The following is a 21,804-nucleotide window of genomic DNA, read 5'->3' on the forward strand; positions in this document are numbered from 1 at the left end:
AAGTAGTCACTTTTTTGGAAGGAAAAAGGATTCTAATTTATGATAAAAAGATTCATATTTATTTTAGTATTTATAAAAAGATATTGTCAAGGGAAAGCAATGGGTAAACGTCAGTTTCATCCAGTGAAACGATTTCTTTAGCGAAAAAATGCACAACTGCTTGTGCTTTATTCAAAATCATACGGCTCTTCGTCCCATTCGCCTTTCTCCTGCTCCTCTTCGATCAGAATTTTGAGTGCCTGGCGCACAGGCTCTCCCCCAAACCCTCTACGCATTAAATATGCTCCGGTTTTACGTTTGCGATCCAGCAGCTCCCCCTGGGTTTGCTGCCATTTTTTTCGTCCCACGGCCAAGCAGCTCTCCAATTCCGATTCTGCGCTGATCTCGCCCAAAGCCTCCGAAATCAGCTCGGTGCCGATCCCCTTCTGCCTCAGCTCCTGCTTAACCCACAGCCGTCCCTTTTTATGGCTGGTCATGCGCTGCTCTGCCCACATCTTAGCGTACAGCGCGTCATCCAACAGCTTGTCCTTCTCGAGGCGTTCTAGCGTCGTCTCCACGCTGCTGGGCTCGAACCCCTTTTGCTGCAAACGCTGCGTGATCTCCTGAGTCGTCCTAGGTTTCCGAGCCAAATGATTCAGCGCTTCCACGTAAGCCCGCTGCCGCTCATCTGCCACGACAATCTCCTGCAGCTCTTCCTTGCGAAAAACATTTCCCTTTAACATGCGATATTTAAGCATCACGTCTTCATGAACGGTCATAAGGTACGGACCGAACGCGATTTGATACCGGTGTTTGGGCTTTTTCAGCATTTCGACAGAAGTTATGACCAGATCCTCGTCTTCCGGAAAATGTCCAATTCCCGAGGAATCCGCCTGCCCCGACATTTCTTTATTCTCTATATCCATACGACGCTCCCTTCACTGCTGCACGCTTCTCGACACATCGTCAAGACCAATGATTCGGCAGAAATAAATGCAAAGAAGACCGTCTGGCGTTACCCACACCGGACGGTCCCAAACACTGTCATCGTTAACCAGCGATTTATTACTCTACCTTAAACAACTCTTGCTCTTCCAATTGCTCTTGTTCCTTCTCCTTGTCGGAAGGCTCAGGAACAGCCGTCGTCAGATTACTCGCTTCACGGATCTTGTTCTCGATCACGCTTGCGATCTCCGGATTCTCCTTCAAGAACTGCTTCGCATTCTCGCGGCCTTGACCAAGACGGTCACCGGCATAAGAATACCATGCTCCGCTTTTATCCACGATATCCAGCTCCGTACCGATATCGATCAGGCTTCCCTCTCTAGAGATGCCTTCGCCGTACATAATATCAAGCTCGGCCTGTTTGAAAGGTGGAGCTACCTTGTTCTTAACAACCTTAATCCGTGTGCGGTTACCCACCACATCATTGCCCATTTTGATGCTCTCAATTCGACGCACGTCCAAACGAACCGTGGAATAGAACTTCAGAGCACGTCCGCCTGGGGTTGTTTCAGGGTTACCGAACATAACGCCAACCTTCTCGCGAAGCTGGTTGATAAAGATGGCAATCGTTTTCGACTTATTGATGGCACCCGACAATTTACGAAGAGCCTGGGACATCAGACGGGCTTGCAGACCTACGTGGGAATCACCCATGTCGCCTTCGATCTCGGCTTTCGGTACAAGCGCGGCAACCGAGTCAATAACGATGACATCGACGGCTCCACTCCGTACCAGAGCTTCCGCAATTTCCAGCGCCTGCTCGCCCGTATCCGGTTGGGAGAGCAGCAATTCATCAATATTAACGCCCAGTTTGTTTGCATACGATGGATCCAGAGCATGCTCGGCATCGATAAATGCAGCTTGTCCGCCAGCCTTCTGAACCTCTGCGATGGCATGCAGGGCTACTGTTGTTTTACCGGAGGATTCCGGGCCGTACACTTCGATAATCCGGCCTCTAGGCAAGCCGCCGGTTCCTAAAGCTATATCCAATGCCAACGATCCGCTTGGCACAATCTCAACTTGCATATGGGTGGATTCACCCAGTTTCATGATGGAACCTTTTCCGAACTGTTTCTCTATCTGACGAAGCGCCATTTCCAGCGCAGCACGACGATCTGACAATTGTTCCACAACCCTTCACTGTTGATAGTCTTATCATACCTTGTTTTGACACGTTTGCCAAGCTTTTTTTCGAACATACATTCGTTTTTTTTATTCAACTCCCCTTCCCGTTCATGCTCCGAACCCTATGTATAAAGAACAAGAACCGTGGCAACATCAATCGATATGCCACGGTTCTTCCGTATTTCCCATTATACTTGGAACGGTTCCTAAATTCAAGAACAGCTATTTAGCAAGGTGTAAATTTTTTACTTTTCCAAATGCTCGGTCCCTTTTTCTCCACGAAGCCTAAGCCTGCTCAGACGCTACGAGACGCTGCCAAAGCCGGTATAGCAGCGCTTTGGTTGCGCGGAGCCGGATCGTTTCGCGGTTGCCTTGGAGGTTCAGCTCATGCACTTCCGTTTCTTTGCCCCTTTGGGACAATCCGATGTAGACCAGCCCTATAGGCTTGCGTTCCGCGTAACCCGGACCTGCCACGCCTGTCACCGATAAACCGAAGTCGCTGTCGGTTACCATCCGGACATGATCCGCAAGCGCTTCTGCAACCTCCGCACTGACGGCCCCCGGCGCATCGTCGCCCTCCAGCAGCGCATGCGGGATATGCACAAGCTTCTCCTTGATCTGGTTGGTGTAACAGATGATCCCCCCAAGAAACATCGATGCGCTTCCGGGAATGGAGGTCAGGGTCTCCGCTACAAGTCCTCCCGTGCAGCTCTCCGCCGCGCTCAGGGTCCAGCTTCGATCTGCCATCATGTCCACGATGACCTTTTCGATAGGCACATCCTCGTTGGCATACATAAATTCAGGCCCTCTCTCCTGGATCCTGGCTTCCAGTTCATTCAGTCGGACCATCGCCTCAGACTCGCTGGAGGCCTTCGTGGAGATGCGGACGGTGACCTCCCCGTCCTTGGCATACAAAGCAATCGTCGGATCGGTCTGGGCCGTAATCAGGTCCTCCAGACGCTGATCCAGCGCGGACTCCCCAATGCCCGCGAATTTAAGCATCTTCGAATAGATGGGAAGCTCATCCGTGAGCACATGCTGCAGAAGCCAAGGCTTGGCCTCCTGCTCAAACATCGGCATCAATTCTTTGGGCGGCCCCGGCAAAACGATATAATGAGTGCCTTCATAGGATACCGCGTTCCCAACGGCGAGGCCTGTCTCGTTCGGAAGCGGGGTGCCTCCCTCGATGGCGAGAGCCTGGCGCCGATTGTTCTCGGTCATGACGGATCCCCGCTCATGAAAGAAGCGTTCAATCCGGTCCATGGCCATCCGGTCGATATGCAAGGAACGATTTAGAAAGGAAGCCAGCGCATCCTTCGTCAGATCGTCCTGCGTGGGACCGAGACCGCCGGACAGGAGTACAATATCGGCTCTGCTGCTGGACAGGCGCAAGGCCTCCTTGAGCCTCTCCAGGTTGTCCCCGACAACGGTTTGATAGTACACGTCGATCCCCATTGAAGCGAGCTGTCTGGACAAATACTGTGCGTTGGTATTCACGATCTGTCCGAGGAGAAGTTCTGTTCCAACTGCAATGATTTCTGCTTTCATGATTCATCGATCCTCCCGTATCTTCTATCTCTTCGTTAGTAGCTGCCTTCGTTATTCCTTACCCGGCGGAAGAAAAAAGCAATAGGATGGCTCCTATTGCCGTTATGCCCCGGTACCTTTGAGAAGGTGCCTGTTCTGGACAAAATATTCGATTCCCGAATAGATCGTAATCAGCGCGGCAGCCCAGATCGCAATGACATCAAACGGAATCCCCAAAAATACAAACGGGAAATTGTTGATCAGAAGCGCGACAATCGCCACGATCTGAATCACCGTCTTGATTTTTCCGGATTGACCTGCTGCGACTACCGAACCTTCCAGAAGCGCAATTTGTCTCAAGCCAGTCACCGCAAATTCCCTGCTGATGATGACAACAGCAATCCAGGATTCGCATTTTCCCATCTCTACAAGCGATATGAGTATGGCCGCAACCAGCAGTTTGTCCGCCAGCGGATCCAGAAGTTTACCCAGATTCGTCACCATATTGTTTTTCCGGGCCAGATACCCGTCAATGCCGTCCGTGCTTGCAGCAAGTATGAATATCAGTGCCGCAATCAATTGGTTATAGGGCAGGACAAAATCATTCCACACAATGGGATCCGGATAAAAATCAAAATCCACCAGCAGGAAAATCATCATGACAGGGATCAAGCAAATGCGGGCCAACGTGATACGATTGGGTAAATTCATGGGGCAACCTCCCTTGCAACGGGTTGTCTTGTTAACTCGGCAGACCCTGCAGCGGTTATCCTTCTGCGTGTCATCAGGGTCGCTCTTCCCAAGAGCCTAAAGGGTTTGAAGCGTGCATCGCTGTCTGTCATTTTCATCCCCCAGTAATCTATGTATACGTTAATCCTTATATATCGTTTTTTAGTATAATATTTCCGTTGACGCCCTGTCAAAAGAAACAAACCAGCCGAGCCCACCCCTTATTGCTTGGAGGGAGAGGAGCGTTTATTTAAAATTGGTGAATTGCAGATCCAAGGAAAGGTCCGCTTTGCGAAGCAGCTGCATGATCTGCTGAAGATCATCCTTGCTTTTTCCGGTTACCCGAATCTGGTCGCCTTGAATCTGGCTCTTGACCTTCAGCTTGGAATCACGGATCAAAATATTGATCTTTTTGGAATTCTCCTGGTCGATTCCTTGCTTCAAGGTCAGACGCTGACGGACGGTACCCATGGAAGCCGGCTCGATCTTACCGTACTCCACATTTTTAAGCGACAAGCCCCGCTTCACCATCTTGGTCTGCAAAATATCGATAACGGCGTTGAGTTTGTACTCGTCATCGGAGGCAATGACCAGCGCGTCCTTGTCCAGCTTCAAGCTGCTCTTGCTGCCCTTGAAGTCAAAACGGTTTTCGATCTCGCGCTCCGCTTGATTAACCGCATTGGTAAGTTCCTGCATATCCATTTTGGATACGATATCAAATGAGCTTTCTGAAGCCATGGTGAATCCTTCCTTTCATTTGGCGATAATGCTTCTATTATAGGTAAAACCGAGAGACAAGTCTAATCCTGTAAGGAATCCGCGATGGATCAGGAACGAAAAAGACTCCGCTTATCGCCAACATCATCCGGCGAAAACGAAGCCCGCTCCCTCAACTGCTAGCTTTCTCATCATGCACCGGACGGCGGAACATACTCAGTATGCCGAGTAAAATATGTGCCAGCCCAAAGCCTAATATGCCATACCCCCAGCTGCTCGGAATCAAATAATAGCCCAAGAGGCTGACGATAACGCCTAATCCGAATATAATCCAATTGACCGTCACAGAGCATCACCTCTTTCGGGAAGTGAAATAACAGCATGCAGCTGCATGCTGTTATGATGACCTGGAGGACAGGCAATTATTCGAAGTCGGTGGTATCCGATGTATCTGATGTATCCCCGGTACCCGCGTTATCCATGGTGCTTGCGGAACCATCGGCCGGCTCCAGCACGATTCGCGACGTGGACTTGCCATCCGTTACGGGCTGGCCGCCAACCGTAATGGTCGTTGCAGCGGAATTCCCCGATTTCACGAAGAGTCCCTGGCTGTCCATGTCAAAGCTCAGCGAAGCACCGTTCTCGAGCATTTGGAATGCCAGCTTCTCCCCGGAAGAATTGTTGCCGCGGTATACCTCTACCCAGCTCTTGCCTTCGCTCGTGGCCACGATCTCAACCTTAACGGACGAGCCCGTTACCTTAAAAACGGTGTTTTTGCCTTCCGTCCGGTCCTGCGTCACCGTAGCCGCTCCAGGCGTTGAATCACCCGGTTCATCGATGTCCGTTCCATCCGTTCCGTCTGTGCCATCTGTTCCGTCCGGGGCGTCTGTTCCTTCTCCGTCGGTGCCTTCGTTAACCGTACCGTCCGGGGTGTTTTCGCCGCCCTGCGCTCCGTCGCCTGGCGTCACGGGATCCGTGTTATCCGGAGTTTGCGGGTTCTGCGCCTGATCGGTCTGCGTCTGATCATTGTTGCTGACCGGCGGTTCGTCCTTAGGCTCATTCGAATTGATGGCCACCAAATATATGACAACAACGATCAGGATCGGGAACGTCCACATCAGCAGCGTAGGCAGCCATTTCATGTTCCGTTCGGCTGTCGGTCTGCTGGCGCGCTTTTGAATAACCGGCTCCATGGTCGCTTCCGGTTCGGATTTAGGCACATCCTGTTTGTGCCCTTCAAGCAGTTCGTCCGGGTCAATCCCCACCGCTTCCGCATAGGTTTTGATGAATGCCCGCACGTAAAAACTGCCGGGAAGTACTTTGTAATCCCCTGCCTCGATGGCTTCCAAGTATCGCTTGCGTATTTTAGTCATTTCCTGCACATCATCAAGGCTCATCCCTTTTTGCAGACGCGCCTCCCTTAATTGCTGTCCCAGTTCGGACATGCCATCACCTCCTACTTTAGAATTTCGTGGTCAAAGTCAAACAAAAATATTACAAATCGTCACTATAAGAGCCCGTGAACGTATCATAAACGATTTCCTCTTCCGGATTGTTTCGCAATTCGATGATAATGTCGAAATCATCGTAGGAATATTCGGATTCGCGAACAAAGATATCGGGATGCTCGATCACCTTCGTGCTCTCCATTCCCATGATATCCTGCAGGAGCTGATAGTGGCGTTCATTGGATCGGATCGTGCTCACAATGCCGTCAATGATAAAAATGTTGTTCGTATTCATCTCGTCCTCGGAGAGTTGACTGCGAATGGTTTGACGGAGCAGCGTAGAGGAAACGAAGGTCCAGCGCTTCATCGCGCAGACGCTGCCGGCGATAATGGATTCGGTTTTGCCCACGCGGGGCATTCCACGGAGGCCGATGACCTGATTACCTTCCCTTTTGAACAATTCACCCAAAAAATCAACAAGTAAACCGAGCTCATCACGCGTAAAACGAAACGTTTTACGATCATCCGAGTCCCGGTCGATATATCGTCCATGACGGACAGCCAGAATATCCACCAGTTTCGGGGGCCTCAAGGCTGATACCGTAATATTTTTCATTTTGTTTAACATTTTACCCATCAGAACAATTTTTTCTTCGTCATCCGTCTCGAGCAGCATTCCGCGGGTTTGGCCTTCCACGCCGTTAATGGTTAGTATATTCACTTCGAGCATACCCAGCACGGATGCAATGTCACCGAGCAAACCTGGCCGGTTCTTATGTATCTTATATTCCATGTACCATTGATTCGATTCCACAAAGACACCTCTTTGCACTTCTTTTCCATCAATATTCGACAAATTCCAGCGAAAATTGCACGCAAAAACAGGTCAAATGAAAAATGGGTCACGTTAATGATATATAAAATAAAAATGAAAGGCAAGTATTAACGGTGACATGAAAATTACATTCTTTTTTCTTGACAAAAAGCCCCCATTGTCGGGGGGCTTTTTGTTAATGGATTATGCGTTGTTCTTGGCCAATTTCACCATCAGACGCGCGATAACGTGGCGTTCTTCCTCGTTACCTACATCCCACAATTCTTTCAGTGCCCGGTTGGATGAGTTTTGCGGATCAACCTTCTCATCGAGGAAATCACCGATCTCATAAGCCAGCTGGGAAATGGTGTCTTCACTCATACCCGCTTTCTCGGCTTGAACGACGCGCTCGCCCAGGAATTTCTTCCAGGAATCAAAGTTTTTGATTACGGATGACATGAATTAAATCCTCCTTTTGCGTGGTGGCAATTCAGATTTAAAGTAACAATAGTAATATGTCCCCGTAACCAATACCTTATGAGTGGTGAATTGCACCACGAACGAGATCTAGGTCACCCATCCTCCGTTCGGGCTGATCACTTGCCCGGTAATGTAGCCCGACTCGGGCAGCGCCAAAAAATACACCAGCGACGAAATCTCATCCGGCTGCGCCAATCGGCCGACCGGAATTTCATCCTCCAGCATGCGAATTTCATCCGACTCCAGATGCCCCAGCATGGACGTATCGACCGCACCGGGCGCCACGGCGTTCACCGTTACGCCTGACGGGGCAAGCTCCTTCGCGAGAGCCTTCGTAAAGGCGTTAACGCCGCCTTTGCTTGTTGAATACAATACCTCGCAGGAGGCTCCGGATAACCCCCAGATCGAGGATACATTGATGATCCTGCCAAAGCGCTGGGAAACCATGCGCCCCATAAAAGCCTGGGAACACAGAAACATCCCACGCAGGTTAATGGACATCAAAGTATCCCACTGCTCTTCCGTCACGTCGGACAAAAGCCCGTAATGGGACACGCCCGCGTTGTTAACCAGAATATCCGGCTCCATACCATGACTCTGCAGTTTCTCTTTCATCCGTAATATCTGCTCTTTGTCGCGCAGGTCGGCGGATACGGTTAATACCTTGGCTCCATAAGCCATGCAGCGGCGGGCTACTTCGTTGGCCGCTTCGTGCGAATTCATGTAGTGGATGACCACATTCATGCGGACCGAGGCAAAGCGTTCGGCGACAGCCGCCCCTATGCCTCTGCTCGCACCCGTAATCAATACCGTCATTTCCCCGATCGGCTTCAATTCTCTTCCCATGCCTTGCTTCATTACGGACTCACAACGATCGATACAGCCAGCTGGTTCCAATCGACATGCTCCTGCAGGCGGCGGTTGACATCCTCCAGGGTGATGGATTCATAAACCGGCAAAACGTTGAAGAAATCGGCGCCGCGGAACTGATAGCGAGTAAATTCATGGGCAATGTTTTCCGGGGAATTGAGCATACGCAAGTATCCGCCCATTTTCTTCTTGCGGGCCCGTTCAAAGTCCGAGGCTTGGAATCCGGCTGCCTTTAGCTTATCCACCTCGGTACGGATGCGCTCCAGCAGTTGATCCGGATCCTTCGTGTCCCCGCCAACCGCGGAGAACGCATACTGGGGCGAGCTGTTATATTCATGACCGAAGCTGTCGGAGATCAAATCCTCATCGTACAGCTTCTGATACAACTCCGTACTGGAGCCAAACAGGAGATCCATCATCAGCTTGGTCGTCAGGTCGCGGCGCAGCTGCTCATCGGCCGATAAACCCACCTGCTTCTCCTTGAAGCCGAACAGGCATTTCGGCAGCGATACGGCCAGGCGGCTCTCCCTCCGCTTCTCTTCGACTCCCTGCGGCTCCGGATCGAATAAACGCTCAATGGAGCCTTGTTTGTCGTACGATTTTCGGGCTTGGTTCGATCGGATCAGGTTCATCGTTTCCTCGGGATCGACGCCGCCCACCACGAACAGCAGCATGTTGCTCGGGTGATAGAACGCATTGTAGCACGTATACAGATCTTCCTTCGTAATCGTCCCGATGGATTCCACCGTGCCGGCGATGTCGATATGCACCGGATGCACCTTATACATCGCTTCGATCAGTCCGAAGTACACGCGCCAATCCGGGTTGTCTTGATACATGTTGATTTCCTGGCCGATGATCCCTTTTTCCTTCTCCACGTTCTGGTCGGTAAAATAAGGATTCTGCACGAAATCGATCAGCGTCTCCAAATTTTCATGAATGTTCTCCGTGGCCGAGAAGAGGTACACGGTCTGGTCAAAACTGGTAAAGGCGTTCGCCGAGGCGCCATTGGAAGCAAACTTGGCAAAAATGTCGCCTTCCGGCTCCTCAAACATTTTGTGCTCGAGAAAATGCGCAATTCCGTCCGGAACCCGGGTCTCGGACTCGCCTTGGACCTTGAAATGGTTATCGACCGAACCGTACTTGGTTGCGAAGGTCGCATAGGTTTTCTGGAAGCCGGGTTTAGGCAGCACATACACGTGCAAACCGTTATCCATCACTTCGTAATACAGCTTTTCCTGCAGGTTGTCATAATGAATGCTCTCCACCGGCTATTCCTCCTTTTGACCTTTCAGGAAATAGATCGTATCCAGGGAAAATGCCGAAGCCGCCTGCTTCACATCGTCCACTGCAATGCCCTCGACCTGCTTCAGCAGCTCATCCGGCGTACGTTCCCGTCCCGACAGCGTGCGGTTAAAATCATACGCAATCATCTCGAAGGCCGAATCCTGCATTTCTTTGATCACATTGCGGATCATGGCTTTCGTCTGGGTCATTTCGATGTCCGAGATGGCACCCTTGGCCATGTCATCGAGCTGTTGGCGAATGATGTCGACCGCCTTCTCGAAATTTTGAACCTCGATCCCGGACTGGATGGTAGCAATCCCTTTATGACCGTCATATCGGGAGGAAGCGTAATACGCCAGACTTTCCTTCTCCCTCACGTTAACAAACAGCTTCGAATGCGGATACCCTCCCAAAATCCCGTTATACAGGAGCGCAGCGGCATATTCATCATCTCCGTACGTAATCGTGCTTCGAAGGCCCATGTTGAGTTTGCCTTGATTGATGTCCAGCTTCTCCACGACTGTCTGCGTCTCGTTAGCGGCCGTCCGCGTGATCGAAGGAACATAATCCCGGCTTTCCTTCCGATTCAGTTTAAAATGCTCCTCGACGAGCGTCTTCACCTCATCCAGACTCGTATCGCCAACCACGTACAAATCCAAAACGGACTCTTGGAGCCATTTCTGATAAGACTCATACAAGCCCTCCGGCGTGATGCCGTCAAGGTCCTTCCGCTCTCCGAGCGGATGCAATCGGTACGGCTCGTTCTTGCACATAACCTCAATGCAGCGCTCGGCGGCATAACGGATCTTATCGTTTACGATAGACTCCAGCTTCTTGCGGACCGTGTCGCGCTCGGTCTGCACGTAAGATTTGCGGAATGCGCCATTCTCCAGCACAGGCTGGGTGAATGCCTCGCCCAGAAAAGCAAATGAGGAGCGCAGCAGGCTCTCAGGGCTCTTAACAAAAGAGTCATTGATCGTGTCCATGCGGAAGTGCACGATCTGATAATCGCCGCGCTTATACACGTCAAAGCCAAACCCGGCGCCGTACAGCTGCTCCAGCTGCTCGCGGAATGCTCTGGTTTCCGGGTAAGAAACCGTCCCTCTGCGCAGTACAAAAGGCGTAAGCGCGGTCGAGGTCACGGTTTCCTCCGCTAACGGGCTTCCGGCGTAAAGCGATATCGCAAATGTCTTGAATCGGTTTGTCGGCAACACGTGAATCCGTATCCCTCCGGCAGTACCGTGTTCAAATTCCGTTTTCGTCAAGGTCCATATCCCCTTACATCATGGATTGTCGTTGCCATAATTTACTTCATAGATAACTTACATTCTAACCCATCGCAAAGTGAAGAAGCAACCGAAGACAGGCCCCGGTTGCCGTTGGTTGAGCTACATACAGAAGATATGTTGACCGATGGTTTTGACTTGAGGACGCGTCCAAATCCATGGCGAGGTGGCTGTTTTCGGATTGAAGTAGTACAAGCATCCTCCTGTAGGATCCCAGCCGTTCAGCGCCTGCTCCACCGCTTTTCGAGCCTGGGCGTTCGGCTCCAGCCATATTTGGCCGTCAGCGACCGCGGTAAATGCTCTCGGCTCGAATATAACTCCATGCGGCGTGTTCGGGAAGCTTGGCGATTTCACCCGGTTGAGAATAACGGCCGCTACGGCGACCTGTCCTTCAAACGGCTCTCCGCGCGCTTCACCGTAAACGGCATTCGCCATGATTCTCAAATCATTGTCGGACAGGCCCATAGTATTCGATGAGGCTAAGTTGTTATTCCCTTGATTAGTACCGCCGCCGTTTCCGCCAGCACCGGCCGCAGCACCTCCGCCTTCATGAAGCTTCGGAGCGGTCGGACGGAAATCCTTGGTGGCGTTATACAGTTTCAGTTTGACCTTCGGCCCCACGATGCCGTCCACCTTCATGCCGAACTCGGATTGGAACCACTTGACGGCGCCTTGGGTCTTGGAACCGAACACGCTGTCGATTTTGCCGTGATAAAAGCCTAGGTACTTCAGTCGCCCTTGCAGCTCATACACGTCTTCTCCGGTGGAACCGAATTTGATGGTCTGCTGGCTAAAGGTCGGCAAAGCTTCCTGTAGACTCGAACTGTGATCCGCTTTCAGCCTTCCCTGGGCGAAGACGACGGCAGATAACAGTATCGCAATGCTGATCAGAATCCAGATTCTTGAGTTTTTCATGCTGCGCTCTACCTTTCTCTTGTGGTTTAACAAGCCTCGCTACCGTTATTATGACAAGCCTGCCAATATCCTATGCACCTATTCCCTGAGGACGGCATAAGCGCAGAAGATCCTATAAGCGCAAAGAGAGCTGCTCCTATGAGGGAACAGCTCCTTAGATGTTCTGTATCAGTTGCAGCGTTCAAACTCGCTTTCATCCGTCGCTTCTGCCTAGCTCTACGCACGCCATGACCAACGCTCCGACGCCATGAAGGTCATTTTCGCATTGCTGCCTTTCCACATAATGCTTGTAATCGCCTACCCCCGTGCCGATGCAGATTTGGGGCATGACCAAATGTCCCTTGTCATTGCGATATACGGATTGGACCAGGGCTTGATATCCCTGTCTTGCATACGTCATAAAAGCAGGATCCAGATAACCCAGACGGACTCCTTTTGCCAAGGTATAGGTGAAAAGACTGGAGCAGGAGGTTTCGAGCCAATTGTCCTCCCGCCCCCCTTTGTCCACAACCTGATGCCACAGACCGGTAGCCGGATCCTGATAACGCACCAGCGCTTCGCTTAGTTCACGTAGCGCGGCAGCCAGCTCTTCCCTCGCCGAATGATGCTCAGGCAGTAAATCGAGGAACTCGACAAGCGACAGCGCATACCAGCCTATGGCGCGTCCCCAAAATTCCGGAGATTGCCCGCTGACCGGATCCGCCCAGGGCATCGTTCGGCTCTCGTCCCAAGCATGATAATACAAACCGGTAGCCTCATCCTTGGTATGGGAGCGCATCAGCTTCTCCTGGAACAATACCTCGTCAAATAAATGCGGCTCGTTATACTGCCTCGCATAGTTCATCGTAAATACGCCGCCCATATACAGTCCGTCCAGCCACATCTGGTATGGATACCGGTCCTTATGCCAATATCCGCCTTCGGTGGTCCGGTTCAGCGTGGACAGCAAGCGGAGCAGTTTATCCGCTGCGGCCCTGTAGCGGTATTCGGGAAACACAGCATCCAATTCCATCAGGAGCAGGCCCGCTTGAACGGAATCCAGCTCCCCCCGCTCCAGCAGCAGGTTGCCGTTAGCGTCCACCAGATGATCAACATAGCCTTTGATATAATTCAAAAACTTGGCGTCCCCGTTAAATTTCCACAATTGAGACAACCCAACCAAAAATACGCCCTGATGGTAATGCCACCTGCCTGCAGGCGGAAGCTGCTCGGGCGAATACGTTTCCATGATCGATTGGCACGCCTTCGCGGCGAGTTCTATTGGTGACAAAGCGGACTGTGCCTGCTGCTGTACGGGATTGGACATACGTGCTCCTCCTCTTTCTAATCAATTACTAAAAAGCGATTGAATTTATAAAATAACGCCATCCTTGAAAATGGATATTTCCCGGAAGCCGTTCCGTTCATTTTGCGTCTTCTCAACGCCTGAGGCCAAATGAACGATGACCTCCAAAAGTTCCGCATGAAGCTCATCCATGCTTTTGCCCTCCAGCAGAGCTCCCGCATTATAATCGATCCAATGCTTTTTGCGTTTGGCCAGCTCGGAATTGGTCGCGATTTTGACGGTTGGTACAGGCCCCCCAAACGGCGTCCCCCTTCCGGTCGTGAACAGCACGAGGTGGGCGCCGGCTGCAGCGAGTGCCGTAACCGATACGAGGTCATTGCCCGGCCCCTCGATCAGGTTCAGTCCCGGCTTCGAAGTTCTTACGCCGTAACGGAGCACATCGGATACGGTTGCAGTCCCCCCTTTTTGGGTGCATCCCAGCGATTTCTCCTCTAAGGTCGTGATGCCGCCGTCTTTATTCCCGGGAGACGGATTTTCATAGATTTCCTGTCCATGCGAGACGAAATATTGTTTAAAGTTGTTGATGAGCAAGGTGATATCCTGGAACACCTGCTCGTCGGCAGCCCGATCCATCAGGATCGTTTCGGCTCCGAACATCTCCGGCACCTCCGTTAGAAGAGCGGTGCCTCCATAGGCGGTAATCGTATCCGCGATGCGGCCCGCCAGCGGATTGGCTGTAATGCCCGAGAGTCCGTCCGACCCGCCGCATTTCAGCCCGATCTTCAGTTTGGAGAGAGGAACCTCCGTTCGTTTGAAAGTCTCCGCATATTCCACGAGCTCGGATATAAGGGACAACCCTTCCTCCAATTCGTCCTCCATGTCCTGGGCACGCATATATTTGATCCTATTCCCGTCCTGCTCCCCGATCATGGCCTGCATTTGATCGATCTGATTGTTCTCGCAACCGAGCCCGATAATGAGCACGCCTGCGGCATTGCCATGCTGAGCCAGGGAGGATAATAGGCGCTGGGTATGGCTCAGATCATCTCCGAGCTGTGAGCAGCCGTAAGGATGCGGAAAATGATAAATCCCATCAATCCCTCTCCCTTGAAACTGCTGACCTGCCATTCGTGCCAGCAGCTCGCAGGTTTTATTAATGCAGCCGACGGTGTTGATGATCCAGATTTCGTTGCGGATTCCAACCTCGCCGTTCGGTCTGACATATCCTTGGAAAGTTGACGAGCCGTGGCTGGCAGCTGAAGGCTCAAGCCCTTGATTCGCGTTTGGCTTATACTGATACTCCACTTCACCGGAGAGACCTGTTTTCAAATTGTGGGTATGAATCCAGGTCCCCGGCAAAATGGCTTCCTTCGCCAGACCGATCGAATAACCGAATTTGAAAACATGGCTACCCGCCTCAATCCACCGCAGAGCCAACTTATGACCCTTCGGGACGTCCTCCGTTAATTCGATGGCATGCTCCTTCCCGTTCAAGATCCCGATGGCATGTTCACCTGCCGACAAAGGACGAAGCGCAATGCCGACATCATCCTTGCTGTGAAGTATGACGATGTCACTCATGTGTTGTTCAGCTCCATTTCTTCGATATAGCTGCTTACCGTTTCATGAAGAGCGGGAATTCGGTTCAGATCCTCGCCCCATATCCTCTGGTTACCAAGAATGGAGGCCACAAGCTGACGTATAGTCCACTCCCCGCCGTCTACCTTTTGCCAAGCTTGCTGCAGTGTCATCAGGTTATCCGGATCATCTCTTAACGGCAGCTCTTCACCATCAAGTCGCGTGCCGTACCATTGCCCCTCTTTAGTGCCGATATGATACAGACGGATCAAGGAAGCCAATCCAAGAGTAATGGTGCTTGGCAGCTCATTATGCATTCTGATATATTCCTTTAAGCTCGGCAGAACCCGAACCCTAAATTTGGACATGCTGTTCATGGCGATGTCCTGCAGCCTGTGCCGAATGAAGGGGTTGCCGAACCGCTCCCACACGGTTTCGGCATATGCTGCAACCTCTTCCGGCGGGAGGGGCACCCCCGGGACGATTTCCTCGAGCATCGCGTTTCGGATGCGGCCACCCCATTCAGGACTTTCCGTCATCTCCTTCACTTCGTTCAAGCCATGGAGCAGGCCTATCGAAGCCATAAGGGTATGCGTTCCATTCAAGATCCTTACTTTTCTAACCTGATACGGAGTCAGATCGGATACCCAGCTTACCTGAAGGCCCGCCGACCGTAGAGGCAATCTGGACTCCAGTGACGGATCGCCCTCAATCGCCCAGAAATAATAGGGCTCGGCCGTGTTGAGCAATCGGTCTTGATGACCCCATTTGTCAAAATAACGCTCCGCTTCTTCCGGATAACCGGTTACGATCCGGTCTACAAGAGAGTTCAGAAACAGATTATGCTCCGCCACCCAGCTCTGAAAGGCGGGCGAAAGCCCCCAATCCTGGGCATGCCGCAAAACAATGGATCGCAAGATGTCCCCGTTTCGCTCCAGAAGCTCGCAGGGCAATATCATCAAGCCCTTGTCCGGCGAGCCCTCATAATGCTTATAACGCCGGTACAGCAGCATGGTCAGCTTGCCGGGATACGACAACACCGGTTCGTCCGGATTCCATTCACTGCGCTGATAATCGAGGCCCGCCTCGGTGGTATTGGAAACGATGATGTCCAGGGAATCCAACTCGGCGATCCTTAAGAAGTTCTCCCATTCCGCATAGGGATCCACGATCTTCGAGAACACCGGAATCCACTGCTCCTCCTCAACTTTTCGTCCATCCTGCAGACCTCGGGTCAGCAGGCCGTATATCCCTTCCTGGTCCCGCAGCTGCTCCAGCTTGGGCCTTCCGCCGGGTCTTGGCTGACTGACCGCGACGCTCCCTTGAAACAGCCCCTGCCGGTTGCATTCATAGATCATCCAATCGAAAAAGCCCCTGAGAAAATTACCTTCGCCGATTTGCAGCACCTTCACGGGGAAGTCCAACATCTCCGAGTCCTGGCGTATATCCTGCCGCTGGAGAAACTCCCGTCCGACCAACTTCAACGACCCGCTTCGGTCCGTGCTCGTACCCATGGTTTATCTCCCTTCCGTCTGGCCAAACCGGAAATAACGCTCGGCGTTGTTGTAACAAATATCCTGCACGATGCCTCCGAGCCACGGAAGATCATCCGGCGCTTCGCCCCGCGTAACCCACTCGCCGAGAAGATTGCAAAGAATACGGCGGAAATACTCATGCCGGGTGTAAGACAAAAAACTTCTGGAATCGGTCAGCATCCCGACGAATTGGCTCAACAGGCCCATATTGCCGAGTTTGCTCATCTGCTCGACCATGCCGTCTTTGGTGTCGTTGAACCACCACGCCGAGCCGAACTGGATTTTGCCCGGAATGCCGTCCCCTTGAAAACTCCCGATTAGTGCAGCAAGGATATCGTTATCGCTGGGGTTGAGCGAATAGAGTATCGTTCTCGGAAGCGCTGACTCTTGATCGAGCCGATCCATCAGCTTAACGAGCGGTACGGCGATCGGACTATCGTGAATCGAATCATAACCGGTATCCGGACCCAATTGTCGGAACATCCTTGTGTTGTTGTTGCGTTGGGCATTGATATGGAACTGCATGACCCAGCCGAGCCTGGCGTAGACACGGCCGAGATGAAGCAGCGTATGCGTCTTGAACTGTTCCTCTTCTTCCCGGGAAACCCTCTCCCCTTGAAGCGCTTTCATGAAAATGTCGCCCGCCTCCGCCTCGCTGACCTCTCGATAAGGCACGTAATCCAGCGCATGATCGGATACCCTGCCGCCAACCGAATGGAAAAATTCCGCCCGCTGCTCCAGCGCTGCCAGAAATGCCGGATAATCCGCTATCTCGATCCGGCTTCGCTCGGCGAGCAACTTCACCCAAGGAACGAACGTCTCCCGGTTAATCTCCAGCCCCTTGTCCGGACGGAACGACGGGAGCATCTGAAATCCGGCATCGCCTTCCTCTGCCAGCTTGATATGATATTCCAGGCTATCCGCCGGGTCATCCGTCGTACACACGACCTTCACGTTGCTTGACGTAATCAACCCCCTGGTCGTAAAATCATGTTCCTGGAGACGCTTGTTTGCCGCCTCCCAAATTCGCGGAGCATTCTTTTCCTGAATGATATCCGATATGCCGAACAGCCTTTGCAGCTCCAAATGCGACCAATGGAATAAGGGGTTGCCAATCGTCATGGGCACGGTGCGGGTCCATGCCAAGAAGCGGTCATAATCGTTCACGCCCGGCTCTCCCGTGATGTAGGCCTCTTCCACGCCTGCAGCACGCATCGCCCGCCATTTATAGTGGTCACCGTTAATCCAGGCTTCCGTTAAGTTCTCGAACCGGTGATTGTCAACGATCATTTGCGGACTCAAATGACAGTGGTAGTCGATGATTGGCATGGCTTTAGCATAATCGTGGTATAAGATGCGAGCAGTCTCGTTATGAAGCAAAAAATGTTCATCCATAAAAGGTCTCATGATTTCACCGTCCGTTTCTGTAGATTATCTACTATGTTACGGCATCATCAGTTGGATTTCTTCACGTTTATTGCGAATATCGAGGATTATTCAACATATCTTGCTTTGTTTAGCAAGAAGAAGTTGATACAATATAGCTGTATATATTGGAATAGCTCCAAAATGTTATGATCTGAACGAAGCGGGGGCGATTGTCATATCCAGCGAAACCCACACCGTATCCTACGGAGAAGAAGAAGGAGAATTTTACTATCATCGCATTCACCGCACGAAGCCCTTTGAACGGAATAACCATTATCACGGAACTTACGAAATCTACTATTTGGTTTCGGGAGAACGCCATTATTTTATCAAAGAGAAGCTGTACTCCATACGGGCGGGGGATCTGATTCTCATCAATAAATTCGATGTCCATAAAACCTCGGGCCATGGAGACCCGGAGCATGAGCGTATCGTCATTAATTTCAGCGATTCCTTTCTCGGCAAAGGCCATCCCTTGCTGGCATCGGGATTGCTCGGCATGTTTAACCAGGATCGGCCGCTGCTGCGTTTAACCGTGCCGGAGCAGGCCATCATCATGCAAATTCTGAATAAAATGGCCGATGAGATCCGGGAACGCTCCGCTTCGTATGAGCATATGCTCCAGGTGCTGCTTACGGAGTTATTAATCAAAACCTATCGATTAACCCATTCCGCCTCGCTGCCTGCCAACGTCTCCATGAATCCGCTCCATCAGAAAATCACGGACGTGGTGAAGTTTATTCACGTCCACTACGCAGACAAAATCACGCTGCAGGGATTATCCGAAACCTTCTACATCAGTCCGTTCTACCTGTCCCGGATCTTCAAAGAGATTACGGGATTTACCATCATTAATTACCTCAACCTCACCCGGATTCGCGAGGCGCAGCGCCTTCTGACGGATACGGATCTGAAAATCGTGGACATCGCCGAATCGATCGGCTTCGAAAGCCTCACCCATTTTGACCGGACCTTCAAAAAAATCATGAACATGACGGCAAGCCAATATCGCAAAATCAACAGCGTCCCCTGAACATGCAAAAAAGGAAGCGAGCCACCAGGAGTCCAGGGTTGTTCGCTTCCTTTTTTAGTTGGTGATCATACAATGAGCCGCTTAGCTGATTCGATTCTGCTGCTGCTGATATTGCTCAATGGACATCAGCACTTCCCGCGGCTTGCTGCCCTCATAAGGACCGATCACCCCGCGCGCTTCCATGGAATCGATGAGGCGGGCGGCGCGGGTGTAGCCTACACGCATTCTCCGCTGCAGCAGCGATACGGATGCCTGCTTAGCTTCCAATACGATGGTCACCGCCTGTTCATACAACTCATCCAATTCTTCTTCGTCCGCGCCTGCAGATTCCTCTATTTCAGGCACCAACGACTCGTCATACTCCGCCTGTCCTTGATCCCGGACGAAATCCACGATGTTCTCAACCTCATGATCACTCATAAAGGCTCCCTGAACGCGGATCGGCTTGGAGGAGCCCATCGGCATAAACAGCATGTCCCCGCGGCCTAGCAGCTTCTCGGCGCCCGCCATATCCAGAATGGTTCGGGAATCGACCTGGGAAGACACGCCAAAGGCAATACGCGACGGGATGTTCGCTTTAATGACCCCGGTGATAACGTCGACCGACGGACGCTGCGTCGCGATAATCAGATGGATACCGGCTGCACGCGCCATCTGGGCCAATCGCGTAATCGCATCCTCCACGTCGTTGGCTGCAACCATCATCAAATCGGCCAACTCGTCCACGATGACAACGATATACGGCAATACCGCAGGCAGATTATCCTTCATCAGATTGTTGTAGCCCTCAATATTCCGCGTTCCCGACTTGGAGAACAGCTCATACCGCTTCTCCATCTCCACGACGATTTTCTTAAGCGCTAAGGAGGCCCGCTTCGGGTCGGTTACCACCGGCGCCATCAAATGCGGAATCCCGTTATAGACATTGAGTTCGACCATCTTCGGATCAACCATCAGGAACTTAACCTCATCCGGCTTCGCTTTATACAGGATGCTGGTAATAATGCCGTTGATGCATACGGATTTACCGGAACCCGTGGCGCCTGCAACCAGGAGATGGGGCATCCGTGCCAAATTACCGACAATCGTCTGGCCCGAAATATCGCGGCCGAACGCAATCGACAGCTTCGATTCCGCGTCCTGGAACGTCGGCGTTTCCATAACCTCTCGCATGGTGACGAGCGAAACTTCATTGTTCGGCACTTCGATCCCGATGGCGGACTTGCCTGGAATCGGCGCCTCCATCCGAATATCCTTGGCCGCAAGCGCGAGTGCGATATCATCGGTCAGATTCACGATCCGGCTGACCTTGACGCCGATGTCCGGCTGAATTTCATAGCGGGTTACCGACGGACCCCGGACAACCTCCAGAACCTTGGCCCGAACGCCAAAGCTTTCCAGCGTGGCCTCCAGCTTTCGCGCTGTCTGCATGTAATCGTTCTGGTCTCCACCCTTGCCGCCGTTGTTCGGTTTGGACAGCAGCCGGAACGGAGGCAGCTTGTACGGCTTGGGCGGCTGAGCCGGAGGCGCTGCCGGTGCCGATCCTTCTTGCCCCCCAGTATCCGCCATAACAGCTGAATTCGTCCCGCCGTTCAGCGTCTCTGGGTCAACCATGGCATCCGAACTTGATGCCGCGTTCCCCGAAGGGTCCTCATGTGCCGGAGGCATCACCGCTTCGTGATCGTCTTGATCGTCATCCAATCGACCTTCTTGCTTCACCTGCTCAAAGAAATCGCGAATAATCGGCGAAGAAGGCACAGGATCCGGTGCAGAAAATGCAGCATCCGTCCCCTCCTCCGATTGATCCGCTCGGCTGAACAGGACGACCTCGCCCTCATCATGCTCACCATGTCCGTTGCCAACCGTAAATAGCGGAGCCGACTCATCCATAACATCCTCTGCCTCTTCTGCGGCTTCGTTCCGCTTGTTGCCCTTGGAACCAAACAGTTGGAAGAATTGCGGCGCTTTACGCTTCGGCAGCCGCATGCCTTCCATATCGTCGAGGTCATCGTCTTCATCCAGATCCTCCGGCAGCTGTATGCGTTGCTCCTTGGCGCTTGCCTTCGCCGCCGCCTTTGATTTCGTCTGCTGGCTGTTCATTTTCTTTTGGATTCGTTCCCCGGCTTTCACAACCCTGACGCGGAACATCCGCATTAAATCAACATAGGACAGATTCGTAATCAGCATGAAGCTGATAAACAGCATGACAATCACAATCAACTTTGCCCCGATGCTGCCGAACAGCATCAACAAGAGGGCAAACTGCAAGGCTCCAACATAACCCCCGCTGATATCCCGGCCCATGACGGGATGACGTCCGTCATCCGCCCCGGCATGAAGGAGCTCGCCCTGCAAATCACTATGTATCTGGCTCATCGCACTCGATGCATTCAATTGACCGATCGGAGCCAATTTGGACTCCAGACCTGCAATACTGCTCATTAAGGTGAGCGATAATACCAGGAGAAGGACACCGGTACGCCTGCTGTTCCACCGTTTGGGCCATTTCCGGTGAATCATCACCATTAACCCGTAATAAATGCCGATTAGGGGGATGATAAAATAATACTTACCCAGCAGATATCCCGACATCTTGGACAGGGAACGCCCCACCGGTGCTTCTCCGGATAACGCGATGACCGAGAGTGTCATCAATACAATTCCATAAATTTCATATTTCAATACGGCTGCAAAGGCTGCCTTCTTCTTTCTTTTCCGCTTTGCCAAATGTGTCACCCCCGAATCCATATTATAGCATAATAT

General features: G+C 52.0%; 19 protein-coding genes. 1 reads left to right on the forward strand and 18 read right to left on the reverse strand.

Annotated elements, in window-relative coordinates; translation table 11 throughout:
• Positions 1 to 167 precede the first annotated feature (167 nt).
• The 17 genes from MHH82_RS20780 to uxaC form a co-directional block, all read right to left on the reverse strand.
• The gene (locus MHH82_RS20780; protein ID WP_340967753.1) at positions 168 to 905 is read right to left on the reverse strand and encodes a regulatory protein RecX; all 738 of its coding nucleotides are present in this window, start codon (positions 903 to 905) and stop codon (positions 168 to 170) included.
• Positions 906 to 1,044: 139 nt separating this feature from the next.
• Entirely contained in the window at positions 1,045 to 2,106 is a 1,062-nt protein-coding gene (recA, locus tag MHH82_RS20785; RefSeq protein WP_015736279.1) for a recombinase RecA, read from the reverse strand.
• Between the two features lie 288 nt (positions 2,107 to 2,394).
• Entirely contained in the window at positions 2,395 to 3,657 is a 1,263-nt protein-coding gene (locus MHH82_RS20790; RefSeq protein ID WP_015736280.1) for a competence/damage-inducible protein A, read from the reverse strand.
• Positions 3,658 to 3,759: 102 nt separating this feature from the next.
• Complete coding sequence (pgsA, locus tag MHH82_RS20795) at positions 3,760 to 4,347, reverse strand: CDP-diacylglycerol--glycerol-3-phosphate 3-phosphatidyltransferase (RefSeq protein WP_009589313.1); 588 nt, start codon at positions 4,345 to 4,347, stop codon at positions 3,760 to 3,762.
• Between the two features lie 264 nt (positions 4,348 to 4,611).
• Positions 4,612 to 5,103, reverse strand: a complete 492-nt coding sequence (locus MHH82_RS20800) for a YajQ family cyclic di-GMP-binding protein (protein WP_009589306.1) — start codon at positions 5,101 to 5,103, stop codon at positions 4,612 to 4,614.
• A 151-nt stretch (positions 5,104 to 5,254) separates the two neighbouring features.
• On the reverse strand, positions 5,255 to 5,428 hold the full coding sequence (locus MHH82_RS20805; protein WP_009589315.1) for a hypothetical protein: 174 nt from the start codon (positions 5,426 to 5,428) through the stop codon (positions 5,255 to 5,257).
• A 76-nt stretch (positions 5,429 to 5,504) separates the two neighbouring features.
• Positions 5,505 to 6,527, reverse strand: a complete 1,023-nt coding sequence (locus MHH82_RS20810) for a helix-turn-helix domain-containing protein (protein ID WP_251497230.1) — start codon at positions 6,525 to 6,527, stop codon at positions 5,505 to 5,507.
• Positions 6,528 to 6,576: 49 nt separating this feature from the next.
• Positions 6,577 to 7,344 carry a DUF3388 domain-containing protein gene (locus MHH82_RS20815; protein WP_009589314.1) on the reverse strand — a complete coding sequence of 256 codons (768 nt, stop codon included), beginning with the start codon at positions 7,342 to 7,344 and terminating at the stop codon, positions 6,577 to 6,579.
• 204 nt (positions 7,345 to 7,548) lie between these two features.
• Positions 7,549 to 7,803: a DUF3243 domain-containing protein gene (locus tag MHH82_RS20820; RefSeq protein ID WP_009589302.1), complete on the reverse strand. Its 255-nt coding sequence runs from the start codon at positions 7,801 to 7,803 to the stop codon at positions 7,549 to 7,551.
• A 108-nt stretch (positions 7,804 to 7,911) separates the two neighbouring features.
• Positions 7,912 to 8,682, reverse strand: a complete 771-nt coding sequence (gene ymfI, locus MHH82_RS20825) for an elongation factor P 5-aminopentanone reductase (protein ID WP_036659259.1) — start codon at positions 8,680 to 8,682, stop codon at positions 7,912 to 7,914.
• Positions 8,682 to 9,962: an EF-P 5-aminopentanol modification-associated protein YfmH gene (gene yfmH, locus MHH82_RS20830; protein ID WP_251497232.1), complete on the reverse strand. Its 1,281-nt coding sequence runs from the start codon at positions 9,960 to 9,962 to the stop codon at positions 8,682 to 8,684. The genes ymfI and yfmH overlap by 1 nt, the downstream gene beginning before the upstream one ends.
• A gap of 3 nt (positions 9,963 to 9,965) precedes the next feature.
• Positions 9,966 to 11,246 (reverse strand): EF-P 5-aminopentanol modification-associated protein YfmF, encoded by a 1,281-nt coding sequence (gene yfmF / locus MHH82_RS20835; protein WP_145037639.1) that lies wholly within the window; start codon positions 11,244 to 11,246, stop codon positions 9,966 to 9,968.
• 123 nt (positions 11,247 to 11,369) lie between these two features.
• Positions 11,370 to 12,182 carry a spore cortex-lytic enzyme gene (gene sleB, locus MHH82_RS20840; RefSeq protein WP_009589318.1) on the reverse strand — a complete coding sequence of 271 codons (813 nt, stop codon included), beginning with the start codon at positions 12,180 to 12,182 and terminating at the stop codon, positions 11,370 to 11,372.
• 193 nt (positions 12,183 to 12,375) lie between these two features.
• Positions 12,376 to 13,488 (reverse strand): glycoside hydrolase family 88/105 protein, encoded by a 1,113-nt coding sequence (locus MHH82_RS20845; RefSeq protein ID WP_340967763.1) that lies wholly within the window; start codon positions 13,486 to 13,488, stop codon positions 12,376 to 12,378.
• A 45-nt stretch (positions 13,489 to 13,533) separates the two neighbouring features.
• Complete coding sequence (locus tag MHH82_RS20850) at positions 13,534 to 15,048, reverse strand: UxaA family hydrolase (RefSeq protein WP_340967765.1); 1,515 nt, start codon at positions 15,046 to 15,048, stop codon at positions 13,534 to 13,536.
• Complete coding sequence (locus MHH82_RS20855) at positions 15,045 to 16,559, reverse strand: tagaturonate reductase (protein WP_340967767.1); 1,515 nt, start codon at positions 16,557 to 16,559, stop codon at positions 15,045 to 15,047. Before MHH82_RS20855 ends, MHH82_RS20850 begins: the two co-directional genes overlap by 4 nt.
• 3 nt (positions 16,560 to 16,562) lie before the next feature.
• A complete protein-coding gene (uxaC, locus tag MHH82_RS20860; RefSeq protein ID WP_340967769.1) occupies positions 16,563 to 17,987 on the reverse strand; it encodes a glucuronate isomerase in 1,425 nt (474 codons plus the stop codon).
• A gap of 190 nt (positions 17,988 to 18,177) precedes the next feature.
• On the opposite strand from uxaC, the gene MHH82_RS20865 reads away from it, so the two are divergent.
• The gene (locus MHH82_RS20865) at positions 18,178 to 19,041 is read left to right on the forward strand and encodes a helix-turn-helix transcriptional regulator (protein ID WP_015736289.1); all 864 of its coding nucleotides are present in this window, start codon (positions 18,178 to 18,180) and stop codon (positions 19,039 to 19,041) included.
• Positions 19,042 to 19,122: 81 nt separating this feature from the next.
• Here MHH82_RS20865 and MHH82_RS20870 read toward each other — a convergent pair whose 3' ends face one another.
• Entirely contained in the window at positions 19,123 to 21,768 is a 2,646-nt protein-coding gene (locus MHH82_RS20870) for an FtsK/SpoIIIE family DNA translocase (protein ID WP_340967771.1), read from the reverse strand.
• Positions 21,769 to 21,804 lie beyond the last annotated feature (36 nt).

The sequence above is a fragment of the Bacillus sp. FSL K6-6540 genome, from assembly GCF_038007545.1.

Coding starts and splice junctions, on each gene's coding strand:
- pgsA (WP_009589313.1), bottom strand. CDS start 4,347: ATGAATTTACCCAATCGTATCACGTTGGCCCGCATTTGCTTGATCCCT.
- MHH82_RS20810 (WP_251497230.1), bottom strand. CDS start 6,527: ATGTCCGAACTGGGACAGCAATTAAGGGAGGCGCGTCTGCAAAAAGGG.
- MHH82_RS20855 (WP_340967767.1), bottom strand. CDS start 16,559: ATGGGTACGAGCACGGACCGAAGCGGGTCGTTGAAGTTGGTCGGACGG.
- uxaC (WP_340967769.1), bottom strand. CDS start 17,987: ATGAGACCTTTTATGGATGAACATTTTTTGCTTCATAACGAGACTGCT.
- MHH82_RS20790 (WP_015736280.1), bottom strand. CDS start 3,657: ATGAAAGCAGAAATCATTGCAGTTGGAACAGAACTTCTCCTCGGACAG.
- MHH82_RS20850 (WP_340967765.1), bottom strand. CDS start 15,048: ATGAGTGACATCGTCATACTTCACAGCAAGGATGATGTCGGCATTGCG.
- MHH82_RS20800 (WP_009589306.1), bottom strand. CDS start 5,103: ATGGCTTCAGAAAGCTCATTTGATATCGTATCCAAAATGGATATGCAG.
- MHH82_RS20845 (WP_340967763.1), bottom strand. CDS start 13,488: ATGTCCAATCCCGTACAGCAGCAGGCACAGTCCGCTTTGTCACCAATA.
- ymfI (WP_036659259.1), bottom strand. CDS start 8,682: ATGAAGCAAGGCATGGGAAGAGAATTGAAGCCGATCGGGGAAATGACG.
- sleB (WP_009589318.1), bottom strand. CDS start 12,182: ATGAAAAACTCAAGAATCTGGATTCTGATCAGCATTGCGATACTGTTA.
- MHH82_RS20820 (WP_009589302.1), bottom strand. CDS start 7,803: ATGTCATCCGTAATCAAAAACTTTGATTCCTGGAAGAAATTCCTGGGC.
- MHH82_RS20780 (WP_340967753.1), bottom strand. CDS start 905: ATGGATATAGAGAATAAAGAAATGTCGGGGCAGGCGGATTCCTCGGGA.